Source organism: Paenibacillus plantarum, assembly GCF_013141695.1.
Lineage (GTDB): Bacteria > Bacillota > Bacilli > Paenibacillales > NBRC-103111 > Paenibacillus_E > Paenibacillus_E plantarum.
Window position 1 is genome coordinate 256288 of sequence record NZ_WHNY01000067.1, and the last position, 17201, is coordinate 273488.

The 17201-nt window shown below is 46.0% G+C and carries 11 protein-coding genes; all 11 read left to right on the forward strand.

Annotation, left to right across the window (positions count from 1 at the left end; genetic code table 11):
- Positions 1 to 105: 105 nt before the first annotated feature.
- The 11 genes from GC096_RS24190 to GC096_RS24240 all read left to right on the forward strand — a co-directional run bounded on the left by GC096_RS24190 (position 106) and on the right by GC096_RS24240 (position 17190).
- Complete coding sequence (locus GC096_RS24190; protein ID WP_171633855.1) at positions 106 to 888, forward strand: AraC family transcriptional regulator; 783 nt, start codon at positions 106 to 108, stop codon at positions 886 to 888.
- Positions 885 to 2621 carry a sensor histidine kinase gene (locus GC096_RS24195; RefSeq protein WP_171633857.1) on the forward strand — a complete coding sequence of 579 codons (1737 nt, stop codon included), beginning with the start codon at positions 885 to 887 and terminating at the stop codon, positions 2619 to 2621. Before GC096_RS24190 ends, GC096_RS24195 begins: the two co-directional genes overlap by 4 nt.
- Positions 2618 to 4219, forward strand: coding sequence for a response regulator (locus tag GC096_RS24200; protein ID WP_171633858.1), 1602 nt, complete (start codon positions 2618 to 2620; stop codon positions 4217 to 4219). Before GC096_RS24195 ends, GC096_RS24200 begins: the two co-directional genes overlap by 4 nt.
- A gap of 485 nt (positions 4220 to 4704) precedes the next feature.
- Positions 4705 to 5655, forward strand: coding sequence for an ABC transporter permease (locus tag GC096_RS24205; protein ID WP_171633860.1), 951 nt, complete (start codon positions 4705 to 4707; stop codon positions 5653 to 5655).
- 20 nt (positions 5656 to 5675) lie between these two features.
- The gene (locus GC096_RS39385; RefSeq protein WP_312886335.1) at positions 5676 to 6542 is read left to right on the forward strand and encodes a carbohydrate ABC transporter permease; all 867 of its coding nucleotides are present in this window, start codon (positions 5676 to 5678) and stop codon (positions 6540 to 6542) included.
- Positions 6543 to 6604: 62 nt separating this feature from the next.
- Entirely contained in the window at positions 6605 to 8110 is a 1506-nt protein-coding gene (locus tag GC096_RS24215) for an extracellular solute-binding protein (protein ID WP_171633862.1), read from the forward strand.
- 21 nt (positions 8111 to 8131) lie between these two features.
- Positions 8132 to 8881, forward strand: a complete 750-nt coding sequence (locus GC096_RS24220; protein ID WP_171633863.1) for a LamG domain-containing protein — start codon at positions 8132 to 8134, stop codon at positions 8879 to 8881.
- 172 nt (positions 8882 to 9053) lie between these two features.
- Entirely contained in the window at positions 9054 to 11327 is a 2274-nt protein-coding gene (locus GC096_RS24225; protein ID WP_171633865.1) for a helix-turn-helix transcriptional regulator, read from the forward strand.
- Positions 11328 to 11470: 143 nt separating this feature from the next.
- On the forward strand, positions 11471 to 14236 hold the full coding sequence (locus GC096_RS24230) for a glycoside hydrolase family 3 protein (protein WP_171633867.1): 2766 nt from the start codon (positions 11471 to 11473) through the stop codon (positions 14234 to 14236).
- Positions 14237 to 14260: 24 nt separating this feature from the next.
- Positions 14261 to 16600: a glycoside hydrolase family 3 C-terminal domain-containing protein gene (locus GC096_RS24235; protein WP_171633869.1), complete on the forward strand. Its 2340-nt coding sequence runs from the start codon at positions 14261 to 14263 to the stop codon at positions 16598 to 16600.
- Positions 16597 to 17190 carry a hypothetical protein gene (locus GC096_RS24240; protein ID WP_246302926.1) on the forward strand — a complete coding sequence of 198 codons (594 nt, stop codon included), beginning with the start codon at positions 16597 to 16599 and terminating at the stop codon, positions 17188 to 17190. The genes GC096_RS24235 and GC096_RS24240 overlap by 4 nt, the downstream gene beginning before the upstream one ends.
- Positions 17191 to 17201: the final 11 nt, after the last annotated feature.

A 17201-nucleotide genomic window follows, 5' to 3' on the forward strand; every position in this document is an offset into this window, starting at 1 on the left:
AAGCTTTGTTAGTTCAATCTTAAGTGAATAGCTGAAAAATAACTATTGCGGAAACAACTGTTTTTTGTATAATTCTAAGGTATAGACAGGAAGGGGGAACAAGGGATGATGCAGCTCGTATCCGTATTTATTGATGATATGAACGTGGACTGGCAGAAGGCGGAGGAGCCGACCTTGACAGACATGTTGATTCTTGTGACGCATGGGAAAGTGAATTATGTGGTCAATAACGAACCGGTTCATCTGGAAAAAGGTGACTTTCTGTACATCCGGCAGGGTGTGATGCGCTCAGGCACAAATGCTTCTGACGGGCCGCATGTGAAGTATTCGTCGCATTTTCATTTGCACAGAGGTCTGAAAGCGTTCTCTAATCTTGAACCCTACCGGAAGGTGAAAGCACAGCAGTTCGACTACGTCAAGCAGCGTTTTAGCACGCTTGCGCAGCATTGGTTCGGCCAGCGAGAGCATGCCGACATCATCTGCACAGGAATCGCCACGGAGCTGTTCGGCTATTTCGTCCAGGAAACCTCAGAAGAGCGATTTGGCTTCGCCAAGCTGAGACTGATGCGTGAGGTGCAGGACTATATCTCTGCCCACTACCGTGATCGGATCCGCATCGAGGAGCTGTCCCGACTCGTGGACCGCGCTCCCAACTATGTTACACAAACGTTCAAGGAAGTGACGGGCATGACACCGATCACGTATCTGCATCACATTCGTGTGCATTCGGCACGCGATTTGATCCTTAATACTAGAATGACCATTGGGGAGATTTCGGAGTATTTGGGATATAGCGATCAGGCCCATTTCAACCGTGTGTTCAAAAAAATAATGGGCCACCCGCCCTCAGCGGTGCAGCGGGAAGTCCAAAGAGGTGGCCCACGATGAAGCTGCTCAATCGGCTGCATTCCATCCAATTCAAGCTAACACTTACCTTTCTGCTTATCTTGCTGCCGCTCGTTAGCGTCAGTGTTTTCGCAAACAACTATTCCCAGTCGATTCTGGACGATCAGATCAACGACCGCACGCGAGGAGCGCTACTGACGACTCTGGAGTACGTGGATCAACTGACGAAAAACATGGATCAACAAACATTGCTTATCGCTTTGAATTCGTCCATTGTCGATATTTGGAACAATATCGATAACCCTCTTAACCCTGACCATTTGTACGGACTGCATACGGTACAGCAGCAGCTGTCCGCCCTTACCAATGTGAATGGTTCAATCAAAGAAGCGTTTATCATACATGGGGAAAGCGGGAACGGCGTATCCACGATGACCGGAGGCTTAAGATGGCCAGATGTGAAGCAGGAGTTTTGGTTCAAGCAAACGGTGAACTCGAATGGCGGACTCGTGGTGCATGTACCGACGGCCAAAGTCGGTGGTCCATCCGCCTACCTGAATAACGATATGATTTATTATTCCCGGCTACTCGATATGCAAAGCAACAGCAAAGAGCCCAACGTGCTCGTGCTTGCTGTGGATAAGGCTTCCTTCCGCAAAATCATTCAACATCTTCAGACATCCGATAATATGAACATCAGATTGTCCTATAATAACGGTTTCGTGTTGGAGACAAATCCTGGCGCCGTGCACGGGAATGGCAATGATGCCGATGTGATGTCGATCAAAGAGGATAGCAACTTTTGGTCAATCGAACTGGAGCAGCCGCGTTCGGAATTGTTCAAGCTGACGCATAGGCTGCAACAGTTTACGTATTTGATCATCGTTATCAGTATCATCATGGCCATATGGATTGCGTGGCTCGTCTATGTGGAAATTTCGAAACCTCTGCAGAAGTTGTTGGCGGCGTTCAAGCAGTTCAGTGGCGGCAGCCTGAATACGCAAATTGTACATCGCCGCAAGGATAAATTCGGTGCCGTCATGAACGGCTTTAACCGGATGGCGGAAGCGCAGCGACTACTGATCGAGGAGGATTACGAGAAGGAGCTCCGGCTGGCCAAATCGGAGTTCAGCCTCCTGCAATCGCAGATCAACCCGCATTTTTTATACAATACGTTAGATTCGATCTACTCGGTTGCCTTTAAAAATAAAATTCATGAGATTAGCGAAATGGTTATTAATCTTGCTCGATTTTTCCGGGTCAGTCTCGGTAAGGGACGTGAGACGTTTACGCTGGAAGAGACGGTTCAGCACCTCATGTATTATATCCGGGTACAACAGATCCGTACGGATCATTTTACAGTTCAGATAACGCTGGAGGAATCAACCAAATCGATTCAAATCCTGAAGCTGCTCCTACAGCCTGTTGTGGAGAACGCGATCATCCACGGGTTGGAGCGAAACCCCAGTGGTGGCGAACTGCGGATTAACTCGAATCTGGCGGGTGGATTCCTGCAGATACAGGTAGAGGACACAGGTAGTGGGATTCCATCGGAGAAGATGAATCACCTGAGCAGCGAGCTAAGCGCGATTACAAGTCATTCGTACCGGATTTCGAAGAACAGCCCGCCTGATATATATTTTGGACTAAAAAATGTAAAATCACGGCTCAAACTGTATTACGGCGAACAAGCAGATCTGCACGTGCACAGCGTGGAAAATGAGGGAACGCGGGTTACGATTACGATTCCAATAGGGAAGGACGAAGCGCGATGAAGTTGTTAATTGTAGAAGATGAGCTGTATGTCCGGGAGAGACTAGCGGAGGGGATCGAGTGGACCGAAGTGCAGATCGAACTGGCGGCTGCCGTATCAACGGGCAAAGAAGCGATGTCCGTGCTTCAGAACGATCATATTGATATTGTACTGACGGATATTCGGATGCCGGAGATGGATGGGCTGGAACTGGCGAGAATGGTCAAACGGCAATACCCGCATATTAAGCTGCTGATTCTGACCGGGCACGACGATTTTGACTACGCTCGGGAGAGCATTGAGCAAGGCGTATTCAAATATTTAATTAAGCCAGCTGAGAATGAGCAGATTGTGGAGGCTGTACTCGAAGCGAAACAACTGCGGGAAAAAGAGCTAAACGACAAGCATAATACAACGCTGCTGGAAATGAGGTGGAACGAACATTTGCCTCATCTGAAGGAATTATTTTATAAAAATTGGTTGAACGGCCGGTATTCCGCCTGGGAAATCGATCGGAGAGGACATGATCTTGCGATACGGCTAGAGAACCGAAAAGCGTTGCCCATTATTCTAGATATGGATCCAATACCTGAGGGAAACGAGCGGTTTGAGGTGAAGGACCGACAGTTGGTGCAGTTTTCACTGTTTACGATTGCCCGGGATATGTTGGAGAATGAGAATTGCGTTGTTGTGCAGGATGATGATAGCCTGACAGCAGCTATTTTCTTCGCTTCTACGGACGTAGGCGACGAAGTGATGAAGGGGTTGGCAAACGGTCAGATTCTTGCGCTGTTGGAGACGGTCAAGGACACACTGAAGCTGACTGCAAGTGCGGGGATAGGTACTCCGGTGGCTGAAATTTCCTTGCTGCCCCGTGCTTACAAGATGTGCCGTCTTGCGCTGCAGGAGAGGCTTATTCTCGGCAACGGCGTTGCGATTCCCTATCGTGATGATACGCCCGAAGAGGATTCATGGGACGCTTTGCAAGAGATTGAACGTGAATTTGAGGCGGTGATCGAGGCGGGCAGCCAGGAGGAGCGAAGAGAGGAGCTCGTCCGTCGTATTATGGAGACGGGGTTCGCCAGCGGTATACCCGTGGTGGAAGCACGAGAGGTCTTGTTTCGAATGGCTTGCTTACTAGCACGGATTGTACATGCACAAGGCTGGACGCTGCGTGGCACGCTGAAGAGCGATTACGAGGACTTCGAGTCGTACACGTCCTTGCTTACCCGGGAACAGATCGAAGGCTGGTTGAATCGGATGGCCGGCCGGATTAGTTTGGCCATCGCACAGAGAAGGCAGTCGAGTTCGCAGCGGACCGCACATGAGGTCATGCGTTTTATTCAGGAGCATTTGCATAAGGAAGAGCTCAGTTTACATTTTGCAGCGGAAAGCATGTACATCAATTATTCGTACTTGAGTCGAATTTTCAAAGAAACGATTGGGGAATCGTTCTCCAGTTATGTGCTGCGGCTGCGGATGGAGCGGGCCAAGGAGTTATTAAGCACAGGAGTCAAGGTATCTGACGCCACGGAACAAGTTGGGTACCGTCATATGAACTACTTCTCCAAAAGCTTTCAGAAGTTCTGGGGCGTTAAACCGAGCGAGGTTAACAAATAATGGCCAATCTTTCGATTGGCTTTTTTTCGTCCGAATTTATATGGTTTGGGTTAGGAGTGACCAGGTTATCTGTAGGTGGGGCCAAGTAGATAGTTCCTTGTTGGAAATAGCGGGAGAACATACAGCTAATTTCGTGAGAAAACTCGATTTTATACGAATAACTGTAAAACATACATGTAATATCAAGTGATTGCTTCAGAAACAGTAGAAACTTAAAAAATAGCTACATAATTTCCAGTTAACCATTAAATTCCAGCTTTAATCTGAAAAATAACTGGAGGTTTTCCAGTAATTGAAAAATTCAGCCATGATTAGCAGCCTGTGAGCTAAAAGAAGTAAGTATGTGATGTTCGTTCAGTTCGTTCAGGTAGTAAAAATAGTTGCAATGAAAGTAAAAGGATTGGTATACGCTTTCAAATCTACAACAGATATAATGAGGGCACAGAAGTTCAAATCCAGCATCTCGGAGAGGAGAGATCCAAGATATGAAAGCCTCAGTCCCTGCCACAGCATCCCATGTGCTGACAAGCAAGCGAGCCAATCGCCATCCGCTGCTGAAGTATTGGGATCTTTATTTGATGGTTCTGCCAGCGCTGGTGTTCCTGCTAGTGTTCAAATATGGACCGATGTACGGAGTCGTGATTGCCTTTAAGGACTACAACATTATGCAAGGGGTATTTGCAAGTAAATGGGTCGGTCTTCAGTATTTTCGTGAGTTATTTATGTTCGATGAGTTTCCAAGGGTGGTCATTAACACGCTAGTTATCAGCTTGATGAAGTTGGTTGTCGGGTTTCCTGCACCAATCCTGCTAGCGCTACTGCTTAATGAGCTTCGGTTGGTGAAATTCAAGCGCTGGGTACAGACGTTTACGTACCTGCCGCATTTCATTTCCTGGGTCGTTATCGGCGGAATCGCTGTCGATTTGTTGTCACCGAGCAGCGGTATTGTGAATAAAGCGATTCAAGCATTTGGCGGTGAGCCGATCTTCTTCTTAACGAGCGAGAGTTTGTTCCGCTGGATTCTCGTGTACACCGATGTATGGAAGGAAGCCGGCTGGGGGGCTATCATTTACCTTGCGGCATTGCTCAGCATCAATGAGGAATTGTTTCAGGCAGCCACAGTGGACGGGGCGGGAAGGCTTCGACAAATCTGGCACATCTCGCTGCCGAGCATCCGCTCAACGATTATTATTCTGCTTCTGCTGCGAATTGGTCACTTACTTGACGCTGGTTTCGAGCAGGTGCTCGTGATGTACAACCCGACCGTATACGATGTCGGTGATATTATCGATACGTATGTATTCCGAGTGGGATTAGGGACCATGCAGTTCGGACTGACTACGGCGGCTGGGCTTTTTAAATCAGTCATTGGTTGTGTGCTGCTAGTTATTGCCAATACGCTTGCCCGGCGAATGGGTGAGGAAGGAATTTACTAACCTAGAGAGGTGGTGCCTGTGTGATTCGTACTAGAGGAGAAACCATATTCGGTTATTTTAACGTGTTCATACTTTCCGTTATATCACTGTCGATGATTCTGCCGTTCATACACGTGGCAGCCAAAGCGTTCAGCAGTGAAGCACATGTGCTAGCCAAGGATATCCTGTTATGGCCCAAAGGTATAACCACGATTTCCTTTGAATACGTGCTTTCAAATAAGCAATTTTACTATTCGTTCGGCAACTCGGTGTTTATTGCCATCGTAGGGACGATAATCAGCATGTCGCTAACTGTGCTTGCAGCTTATCCGCTTTCCCGTAAAGGCTTACCGTATACTCGCTTTATGATGTTACTGTTCGTTATCACCATGTTCTTCAACGGTGGGTTAATTCCGACGTATCTCGTGGTGAAGCAAGCTGGGCTGCTCAACTCACTATGGTCGCTCATTTTGCCAACTGCGCTGGCACCGTTTAATATGATTTTGATTCGCAACTTCTTCATGGGCGTACCCGACTCGCTGGAAGAATCTGCTCGAATGGACGGTGCATCAAACTTACGAATTCTGACTTCGATCTACCTGCCGTTATCCGTACCTGCACTGGCTACCGTCGGCATGTTCTACGCAGTTGGCTACTGGAATGCTTTCTTCCAAGCCATGATGTACATCACCGACCGGCAGTTGATGCCGCTTCAAATGTTTCTGCTTCAACTCGTGACCGATGAGAAGTCAGCTGATCTGGTTGTGAATGATGTATTCCGCGAAGTCACCCCGGAAACGATCCGGGCAGCGGCCATACTGTGTGCGGTAGTTCCGATTCTGTTTGTGTATCCGTTCATTCAACGATATTTCGTCAAAGGGGTTATGTTGGGCGCAGTCAAAGGGTAATGGCCAACCTGCAAGCACGCCCGTTTTTTTATATAAACACTTTATTGGGGAGGTTTTATTCGATGAAAATTCAAAAAACAGCACTTATGGGCATGTCTGCGGTCCTATTAGCTGGGCTTGTGGTTGGTTGCAGCAGTAATAACTCTGCTCCTGCAAGCACTAGTTCTGGGGCGGCAAGTACAAGTGGAGCGGTTAAAAACAAGGACGTGAAGGTGATGCGCACCTATCATCCCTCAATGGAGCAATTCAAGGGCAGCGAAACAATCAACGATAATAAGTTGGTAAACGTTCTGAAGGAGAAGTCCGGGTTTAACGTGAAATTCGAGTCGCTGCCTAAGGATAATCCCAACCAGAAGATATCGATCATTTTGGCTTCAGGTGATGTACCCGATATTATGTTGATCCCTGGCAAATCCGACTACTTTAAACTGGCCCAGCAGGGAGCATTCGAGCCACTTGACGAATTAGCTAAAACCAATATCCCGAATCTATCTACATTTCTCCCCAAAGAAATTCTCGACGCATCCAAGCTGGATGGCAAAATGTACGGTATTCCAGTGCGTGTTGCCCAAAAGGTGGGCAACGGCCTTCTGGAGCGCTCCGACATACTGAAGGAGCTTAGTCTGAAAGAACCGACGACGATGGACGAGATGTATACGACGCTTAAAACAATCAAAGAGAAAAAGAATATGGCGCCTCTCACAGGTGCCGCTGGAAATCCGGGTGCGTTTATGGCGTCCTTCGTGCCGTACGCATCTGCGTTTGGGGTAGGTAACTCAACGGTAACTAAAAATGGTAAGTTAGAATTCTCGTGGCTGCAACCGGAATATAAAGAATACCTCACAACCATGAAGAAATGGTATTCCGAAGGTTTAATCGACCAAGAATTTGCTATCAATAAAGACATTAAGGACAAGATGATCAATGGTACTGCCGCTTTTGGCACGGTGTATTGGGGTGATGCGCTGGCGATCGATACATCCATCAAGGATAAAAAGACCGGAGGAACCTTGCAGTACATCCCACCTGTTAGTGGCAAGAACGGAGCAGCTGGCTTCCAAGAAGAAGGTATTCCAGGCAGCTACATCGTCATTCCGAAGCAAGCTAAGAACAAGGAAGGTGCAGCTGCCTTCATCAATTACATCATGAATGCAGATACGGACAAATTTTTGACTTACGGAATTGAAGGTCAGGATTACAAGGTAGATAACGGGCAAATCGTGCAGACACCGGAACAGAGCAACAACATTCCCTGGCGGACACTATACTTCTTTGGTGACAGCGACCCGAGCTTCAATGCACGTTTGAAGGTAAAAGGATTCCTTCCGTATTACGAGCCCCTGCTGAAATTTAAGCAGAATCGTGAAGAAACCTCATACGCACCTTCGATTGAGGCGTACGACACGAAATTTACAGAACTGCGCAACTATACAGAAGAAAATGCGTTGAAATTTATAATGGGTAAACGCGATCTTGGCGAGTTTGATAAGTTCGTACAGGAATTCAACGCCAAGGGCGGCAAAGCTGCCATCGATGCGATGAACGAATGGTTTACCAAAAAGAAATAGGAAATTTTGGAGGCTTCATACATGAAGAAGGACATTGCAATCATCCTCAACCATCCGGATTTAGTGAGTTTTTGGGACTTTCAAGAAGGGCCTGGGCAAGCACGCCATTCAATGGGAGGACAGCCATATGCCCTGAAGGAAGGTGGAGGGCCGGTAGAACGAGACGATGAAGGCGTATTCGGTCCATACAGCGCACTGCTGGAGGAAGGGAAATGGTTTCGAATTCCCCGTGAACACCTCCAAGATCTGAACATGCATGGAGAGAACGCACAGGTGACGGTAGCTACTTGGGTTAAACGCAGAAAGAAATCCAATAATGAATGCGAATTTGTTGCTGGCATTTGGAATGAAACGAATAAGAAACGCCAGTATGGACTATTTCTGAATTTATCGATTTGGGAGAGTGGCCAACAGGTGTGCGGCCATGTATCATCCCTAGGTGGCCCGACACCTGGCTATCGCTGGTGTATGGATTCATCCATCGGTCAAACGGAGATTCCTCTTGAGGAGTGGCACTTTGTTGCTTTTACTTACGACGGCCAGTATGTGCGGTCCTATGTAAATGGGATACTGGATGAACGCCCGATCCGTAATCCTTATCATTACCCAGGCGGACTTTTCGATGGCGGACAGGATGGTGCTGATTTTACCGTTGGAGCAGTGGATCGTTCTCATGAGATCGGTAATTTCTTTGTCGGCAGCATCGGTGGATTAGCTATTTATAACAAAGCGTTAACCAATGAGGAGATGTACCAACTCGCTTGTTTGTAAGGGAGTAAGATGAGGGGCCCCAAAGCCATGGATGTGGCGGGGTCCCTTTTTGTGCTGTCTAGTGCAACCATTTCTGCCGGATCTCGGCATTATCAGAACTCGAAGATTTGGTTTATACTAATAAGATCTGGTTAGGATCGTGCCGTTAATCGTATTCGAAAGGAGATTGTTAATGTCAAAGCAAAGGAAAGATGGGCCTGATCATTTCGTCATAGCTGCTATCGAAACAATCGAGGATGCGGATCTACTGTTCATTTCGGAGTTAACGGTGTGGTTTGTTCTTTCTGGTTATCTGGAATTAATTCGTAATGGTTCGGATGTTTTGATTAGGACCGGCGATATTTTTGTTTTGAATAAAGGGGATATGGTTCGTGTGATCGGCAGCGCAGAGAATGCGACGCTTACCGTGAAGTTTCTGATCAATGAGTATCAGGAGGAGTTTCCACCATTTAAACTGAACATTCCCCTATCGATGGTATACAAGAAGGACGGATACGAGCTTGTGCGAAATTGTATGGCGTATTTGTACATCGAAATGAGTTATCCTGGAGAAGGCTCTGATTACATGATTGAAGGGTACTCCAAACGTTTGATCGGACTGCTGTACAGGTACCTCGGGCTAGTGGACGAGAGAGAGCAAGCGCACGCGGCTACAGATAAGGTGAAAGAAATCATATCGTATATTAATCTCAATTATGCGGAGAAACTGAGCTTGGATGAGATTGCGGAGAAGTTCTATAGCAGTAAATACTATCTGGCCCATTCTTTCAAAAATCAATTAGGGATTTCAATCGGTAATTATATCAAAGAAGTCCGATTGTTTCATAGCTACCGCGTGCTAGGAAGCACGAATGACAAGATTGTCACGATTGCCTTAGCCAACGGTTTTCCCAATGTACGCTCCTTTAATGAAGCATTCAAAGAGAAATATAAGGTTACACCTGCTGAGTTTCGAGAAGAGAATCAAATTGTAAAGGTTCGCAATCGTGAAGAGAGCGTGCTGTCTCAAGATGTGATGTCGTTACTAGCTCCTTATGTGCCACTTGGCGAATTGCCTGCTGCCTCATCGATTTCACCTGATCGTATGGAGGTTCGCCTTAATATGGATCAAACCATCGGACAGTATACCAAAGTGAATCATGTATTAAAGGTGAAGGGCGAGTTACCAGAAAGCCGCTTGTTGGAAGTGCGAGATCGACTCATGGTGAAGTGGGTCGCGGTTTCTCGTGTCTTAAGGAAAACCGATATACAAGTAATAGATGGCAGGCTTGTTTGTTCCTTTACAGCATTGGACCGATTATTGCAGCAGATTGTCTCCGTGGGTATGATACCCTATCTTCAATTTCACACCATTGATTTTGATGACTGGGAGGAGCTTGGTTTTCCTGACAAAGCCTTATTTCAAAGTGTGATGGCAGAATTACACTTGCATTTACAGCAAAATTATAGGACAAGCCAAGACTGGATGTATGAATTCCGCTGTTTCTATGAATTGCAGAATGGCGGAGCGTTATGTCAGCCGTTAGTGCAGGGGATAACAATCTTCAAAGGGTATAAGAATATGGTCATTCATTTCCCCGTACCCCCAGAGGATGCGAGATCACTTGATAATGAAAGCTATAATATGGTTTATTGCATCGATGATTGGACGCGAATGCGCAAGATTCCACTCGAAGCCGCGTTGCATCATTTATACGATGAAGCTTACATTCAGGTCATTAACAACAGTACGAACATGAAGATGCAGAATCGGATTCTGGACTGGATGCTAGTGCATGAACATGATGAATATCTACGTGCATACTCGGATTTAGCGCAAGCGAACGCGAGTATTTGGCAATACACAAGCTTATTGAATCACAACGAAAGTGCAGATCACTATTACTCACCGTTGTCGCTCGACTTGGCGAAGTTATTCGAATACTTCTCAGATGAGCTGGCGAGTAAGCTGTCGTTATGTCATTTAGATGGTCGTTACAAGGATATTTGGTATACGAAAGAATTTATGAGTCGACTCTATGAAGATCTTGTGTTCCGGAACGATGCCTGTATCGTGACCAAGCAACAAGAAAATTACCGAATTCTAACCGCGTATCCAGAGGAAGAGCTGCGACATATTATTATGCAGACGAATGATCCATTGAAATTAGCTTGGCGTAAGGCCAAAAGTCCATACATTGTAGTGAAGCTGGAACTTGCGAATTTGGAAGGTACGTATCGATTGATCAAGCAACAATTAACACCTGAGCAGATCGATCAGCGAATTGGGATTACCGAATTAAGGGAATGCAAAAAGTTGTCCTTTGATGACATTGCCTACTGGAATGCGATCAATCGACCTTCGAGAAGCGTCGAACAGCTAATAATCAAGGGAATTCACACCTTGGAATTTGAGATTCCAATCTTTGGAATTGTCATGATTGACCTCGAGAAAATGAACGACTAGTGCTAAATGTTGCGCATTCGATTTTATGAAACATCGAATGAACGCAATATTTAGCTTTTTTTTCGACAATATCCTCATAGATAACATGTAAGCGCTATATTAAAATTGAAAAAAACAGCAAGACGAAACCGGAGGGTGTTACCGTGTGGGGTTATTTTAAAAACAAGCAAGCCATGAAAAAAGAGACTGTGCAAAAAGTAAGGGCTGATAAAGCTAAGCTGAAAGAACGAAAGCAAGAACTGGCTATGCTGCCAGAAGCGGAACGTAAAGCCGCGGTAGAACAAGATAAACAAGTACAGAAAGAACAAAAGCAACAATCGAAGCTCAGGATGAAATCGTTAAGCCGTAAAGATCGAAGAGTGATGAAAAAGGAAGCGAAACGATACAAGAAAATCAAAAGCAGACCAAGACGACTCGCAGGCTGGTCGGTTGTGGCCGCGATCGTTATCCTCTTATTCGTACAATTCGGTCCAATGGCATCAAGTATTATTGATGCGCTGACGGCCAAACATATAACCGCAATAACCGATTCGCCAGAGGCACTTGCCGCACGTGAACACGGTGAGAAAGTAGCGGAAGAAATTGCAAATGAAGGCATCGTTCTATTGAAGAACGAAGCCAACCAACTGCCACTACAGGACAAAAAGATCAATGTCTTCGGTTTATCGGCATTTGAACTGCGTTACGGAGGCGGCGGATCTGGCGCGGGTGATAATTCACGTGCGGTTAATTTATTCGATGGCCTGACGAATGCCGGTATTTCGTATAACACGGACCTGCATCAGATGTATCAAACTGTGCGGGAAGAAAAAGGCGCAGGTTCCAGTGGAAGCACAGGAATCGTTCAAGTTGTAAAGGGCTTGATGGGCTTGAATTCCAGCGATGAACCAACCATCGATTACTTGACAGACGAGGCGATCAAACAAGCGAAAGCTTATTCGGACAATGCGCTCATTGTCATTTCCAGTGAAAGCACAGAAGCAAGCGATGCTAAGGTTGAGCAATTGAAATTGACGGATAATAAACGTGCGTTGGTTGAAAAGGTTGCCCAAAACTTTGCTCACGTAACACTTGTGATCAATGCAGGGAATGCATTGGAGCTTGGATTCGTTAATGAATACAAATCCATTCAATCGGTATTGTGGATAGGAACTCCGGGTCCTTACGGAGCCAATGCATTAGGCAATGTTCTTGCAGGCAAGACGAATCCATCAGGCCGAATTCCAGATACGTATGTCTATGATAATTCATCAGCTCCCGCAAGTGAGAACTTCGGAGACTATGGCTATAATAACTTGAAATATTCATTCATGAATTATCAAGAAGGTATTTATGTGGGATACCGTTTCTATGAAACCTTCTATCAAGGTAATGAAAAGGGTTACCGAGACACCGTGTTATATCCTTATGGATATGGATTAAGTTATACGGACTTTGAATGGACAGTCCAGAATCAGACATTCACCAAAGATAAGATTGAATTGCAAGTCAACGTGAAGAACGTTGGTAATCGGGCAGGAAAAGACGTCGTTCAACTGTATTACTCAGCTCCCTATGTGGCAGGAGGCATTGAGAAATCAGCCATCGAAATGGCTACCTACGCGAAGACGTCGCTGCTAGAAGCGGGTCAATCGGAAGTGATAACCTTATCGTTTGCGACCGAAGAGATGGCTTCTTATGATATGAACGGTGAGCAAGCGTATGTGTTAGATCCAGGCACTTATCAGATTAAAGTCGCTCACAACGTCCATGATATTGCAGCAAGTTATGACTTTCAGATTGCGGAGAAAAAGGTCTATAAAGCTGACAAGGATACAGGAACGGCTTACAAGAATCAGTTTGATCTAGCCAAAGGTGAACTCACCTATTTATCTCGTAATAATTGGGAGAAAACGTATCCTTCTGACGAAAAAGTTAGTCATGAAGCACCGCAATATGTACTTGATTCATTCTCAGGGGAAACCGTAGCTTCTAAGCAGGCTATGCCGAAAGTTGGCGTCGACAACGGCATTAAGTTGAAAGATTTGAAAGGCGTAGCCTTCAACGATCCGAAGTGGGATGCCTTCTTGGATCAGCTCACATTGGATGAAATGATCGATTATGTGGCAAACGGAGCCTATCGAACGATGGCTATTGACCGATTAGGCGTTCCCAAAACCTTGTTGATGGACGGCCCCGCCGGATTTAGTTACTTTTTTAAACCTGTGCAAGCATCGTCCTATCCGTCCGAAATCATCATTGCAGCATCATGGAACAAGGATTTGGCGTATCGAATGGGCGAAGCCATAGGGAAAGAAGCACGTGCATATGGGATTCAGGGCTGGTATGCACCAGGTATGAATATCCACCGTACGGCGCAAGGAGGTCGTAACTTCGAGTTCTTCTCCGAAGATCCAATGTTGTCGGGAACAATGGCAGCGGCGATGATCAAAGGAGCGCAAGACCAAGGGATTATTGCCTTCATGAAGCACTTTGCGTTAAATGATCAAGAAACGAATGCACGTACCGGTAACCTAATCTGGGCCAACGAGCAAGCGATTCGTGAAATCTATTTGAAGCCATTCGAAATTTCGGTTAAAGAAGGTAAACCGCTAGGAACAATGTCCAGCTTCTCGATTATTGGAACGAAGTGGGCGGGAGCGAATTCCAACTTGCTTAATGATGTTCTGCGTAAAGAATGGGGCTTCGACGGGTTTGTTTCAAGTGATGCTGTCTTCGGCTTTATGAAAGCGCCGGATGCCGTTGTAGCGGGTAATGACTTGATGCTAGATATTATGACACCAACCAAAAATGAAAAGTTACTGGAAAAAGCGTACAAAAAAGATCCAGCAGGTATTGCGAACGGCGTTCGTACAAGTGTTCATCATGTGTTGTACACGATCCTACAAACCTACTTGTTTAAATCTTAAACGCTTGAATATGAGGTGGAAACATTGAAATATAAAGCATTAATTGAACGTATGACGATAGAAGAAAAAGCATCTTTAATGTCTGGCGCGAATTTCTGGAATACGAAAGCGATTGAGCGGCTGAATATTCCAGGTATTATGCTGACGGATGGCCCGCATGGTCTGAGGAAGCAAGGGGGAAAGGCAGACCATTTGGGTTTGAATAAAAGTCTGCCTGCCACTTGCTTCCCAACGGCCGCAACGCTAGCGAATAGTTGGGACCGACAATTGATTTATGATGTCGGTCAGACGATTGGGAATGAAGCAGCTAGCGAGAAAGTAAGCGTGTTGCTAGGGCCAGGATTGAATATTAAGCGGAATCCATTATGTGGCCGCAACTTTGAATATTTTTCAGAGGATCCGTATTTGACAGGTGAATTGGCGAGTGAAATGGTCAAAGGGATACAATCCAATGGCATTTCAGCTTGTCCGAAACATTTTGCAGTCAACAGCCAAGAACATATGCGCATGACGATCGATGAGATTGTAGATGAGCGTTCGTTAAGAGAACTGTATCTGGAAGGATTCAGACGTGTCGTCGAGAAAAGTCAGCCCAAGACCATCATGACCTCTTATAACAAAGTAAATGGCACCTTCGCGAATGAAAACACGTATTTGTTACAGGATATTTTGTACGGAGAATGGGGATTTGACGGCGTTGTTGTGACGGACTGGGGCGGTAATAACGACCGTGTTGCAGGGTTGGTAGCAGGCAATCAATTGGAGATGCCTTCGACAAACGGGATTACTGATCAAGAGATTGTGCAAGCCGTTCGAAGCAAGGAATTAGCGGAAGAGGCGTTGGATGAAGCCGTCGATCGTCTGTTGGAGCTGGTCTTTACTACTCAGTTGAAGGATAACCACACAACGGGAGTTGACTATGATCTGCACCATGCCAAAGCGATTGAAGCGGCCAAACGTTCGATTGTGTTATTAAAAAATGACGAGCAACTACTGCCGCTCGGTCCTGACAAGAAAGTCGCGATCGTTGGGGATTTCGCCAAACATCCTCGTTACCAAGGAGCTGGAAGTTCCCTTATTAATCCGGCGAAGCTATCAAATGCCTGGGATGTATTGCGTGAATCAGGCTTGCCGATTGTGGGACACGCGAAAGGTTTTAAGCGGATGGGCGGCGGCAACGAACAGTTGCGAAAGGAAGCCGTCCAGTTAGCGGAGCAGGCGGACATCGTTTTATTGTTCTTGGGTTTGGACGAAGGCAGCGAGGCGGAAGGCATTGACCGCGCGCACCTAGGATTGAGAGAGAACCAGTTAGACTTGCTTCAATCATTAACGAAGGTGAATCCGAATATTGTGGTGATTCTGGCTGGCGGCGGCGCGATCGAGATGCCGTTCGTACAGGATGTGAAAGCTATCGTTCACACCTATTTATCCGGTCAAGGAAGCGCTGAAGCGTTATCGAGTGTTTTGCTTGGCACGTATAATCCAAGCGGTAAGCTCAGCGAAACATTCCCGATCGCTTACGGCGATGTGTCTTCCGCCCCTTATTACCCGGGTAAAGAGGCAACGTCGGAGCATACCGAAGGTATTTTTATCGGTTATCGATACTACGATACCGTCGAGAAACCTGTGCTGTTCCCATTCGGACATGGGTTATCATATACAACGTTTGCCTATTCGGATATAGCGGCTGATTCAGAGGGAGCGTCGTTTACCCTTACGAATACTGGCACTGTGGCGGGGGAAGAGGTTGCGCAGTTATACATCCAGAAGCTAGATTCCACCATTTTTAGAGCGAAACGTGAGTTAAAAGGGTTTGACAAAGTGTTCTTAATGCCTGGCGAAAGCAAGCGCGTCTCGATCAAGCTGGAAGAACGGGATTTCTCCTATTATAATCCGACGATTCACGAGTGGGCGGTTGAACCTGGCGTCTACGACATTCAAATTGGCAGCTCGATTCAGACGATTCATTTGCATGGACAGGTGACACTCTCAGGGGACGCCGTCCCTTGCGAGCATACGAAGGAGCAATTCCCTCACTATTATAGCGGACATGTGCATGATGTAACGCCGGAAGAATATAACCGTCTGTTGGGTTACGAACCGCCACAGCGTTTGTGGGATCCGAAACGGGATTTGGGATTAAACGATACCATTGCACAAGCGAAATATAAGAATTGGTTGGGAAAAACGATCTATGGCGTTGTAATCTTCTTTAACAAATTTTTTGACGCCGTCAACGAGCCTTTGCTAGCGAATAATGTCTACTTCGTTATGAATATGCCATTTCGTCAAATCGATCGCTTTACCGGCGGTAAAATAAGTCGAAAACAAATTTTGACGTTGTTGAGATGGATAAATCGATGAGAAATGTGTGGCATAGCTATAAAGAACGACATCCTGCTATTGCTCAATTCCTTCTATTCTTGATCCTCAGCGTTGGAATGACGGCATTGCAACTGATTCTAATGCCACTCATTAAACTCATATTCGCACAGACATCTTTGCTCACAATTAGCTTCCAAATCTTCCAGTTGGGGCATAACTTTGATGGAAGTGCTTATTATGTATTCGACTATGCGGCTGGTTCGCTTGCTTCAGGCGGTGGAGGAGGGATTGGTTATTTCCTTGCCGTCCAAATAACACTTGGGATTGCACAGATCATTAATTTTTTCGCCCAGAGGAATATTACATTTAAATCCAATAGTAATATTTGGAAGGCTGCTTTTTGGTACGTATTAGCGTACGTTGTGATAACGATCGGTGCAGCCGCTGCCCAAGGATTTTACAAAGCGCCGATCTATGACTTATTCATCAACACATGGAACATGGGTTCATTAGGTGAAACAACAGCAGACATTATTACCATGGGGATCAATAGTACAATTTCATTCTTTGTGTTCTACCCGATATTTAAAATCATTTTCAAACAAGAGCCTGACCTACAGGGTTCGTAAGCCCTGTAAAG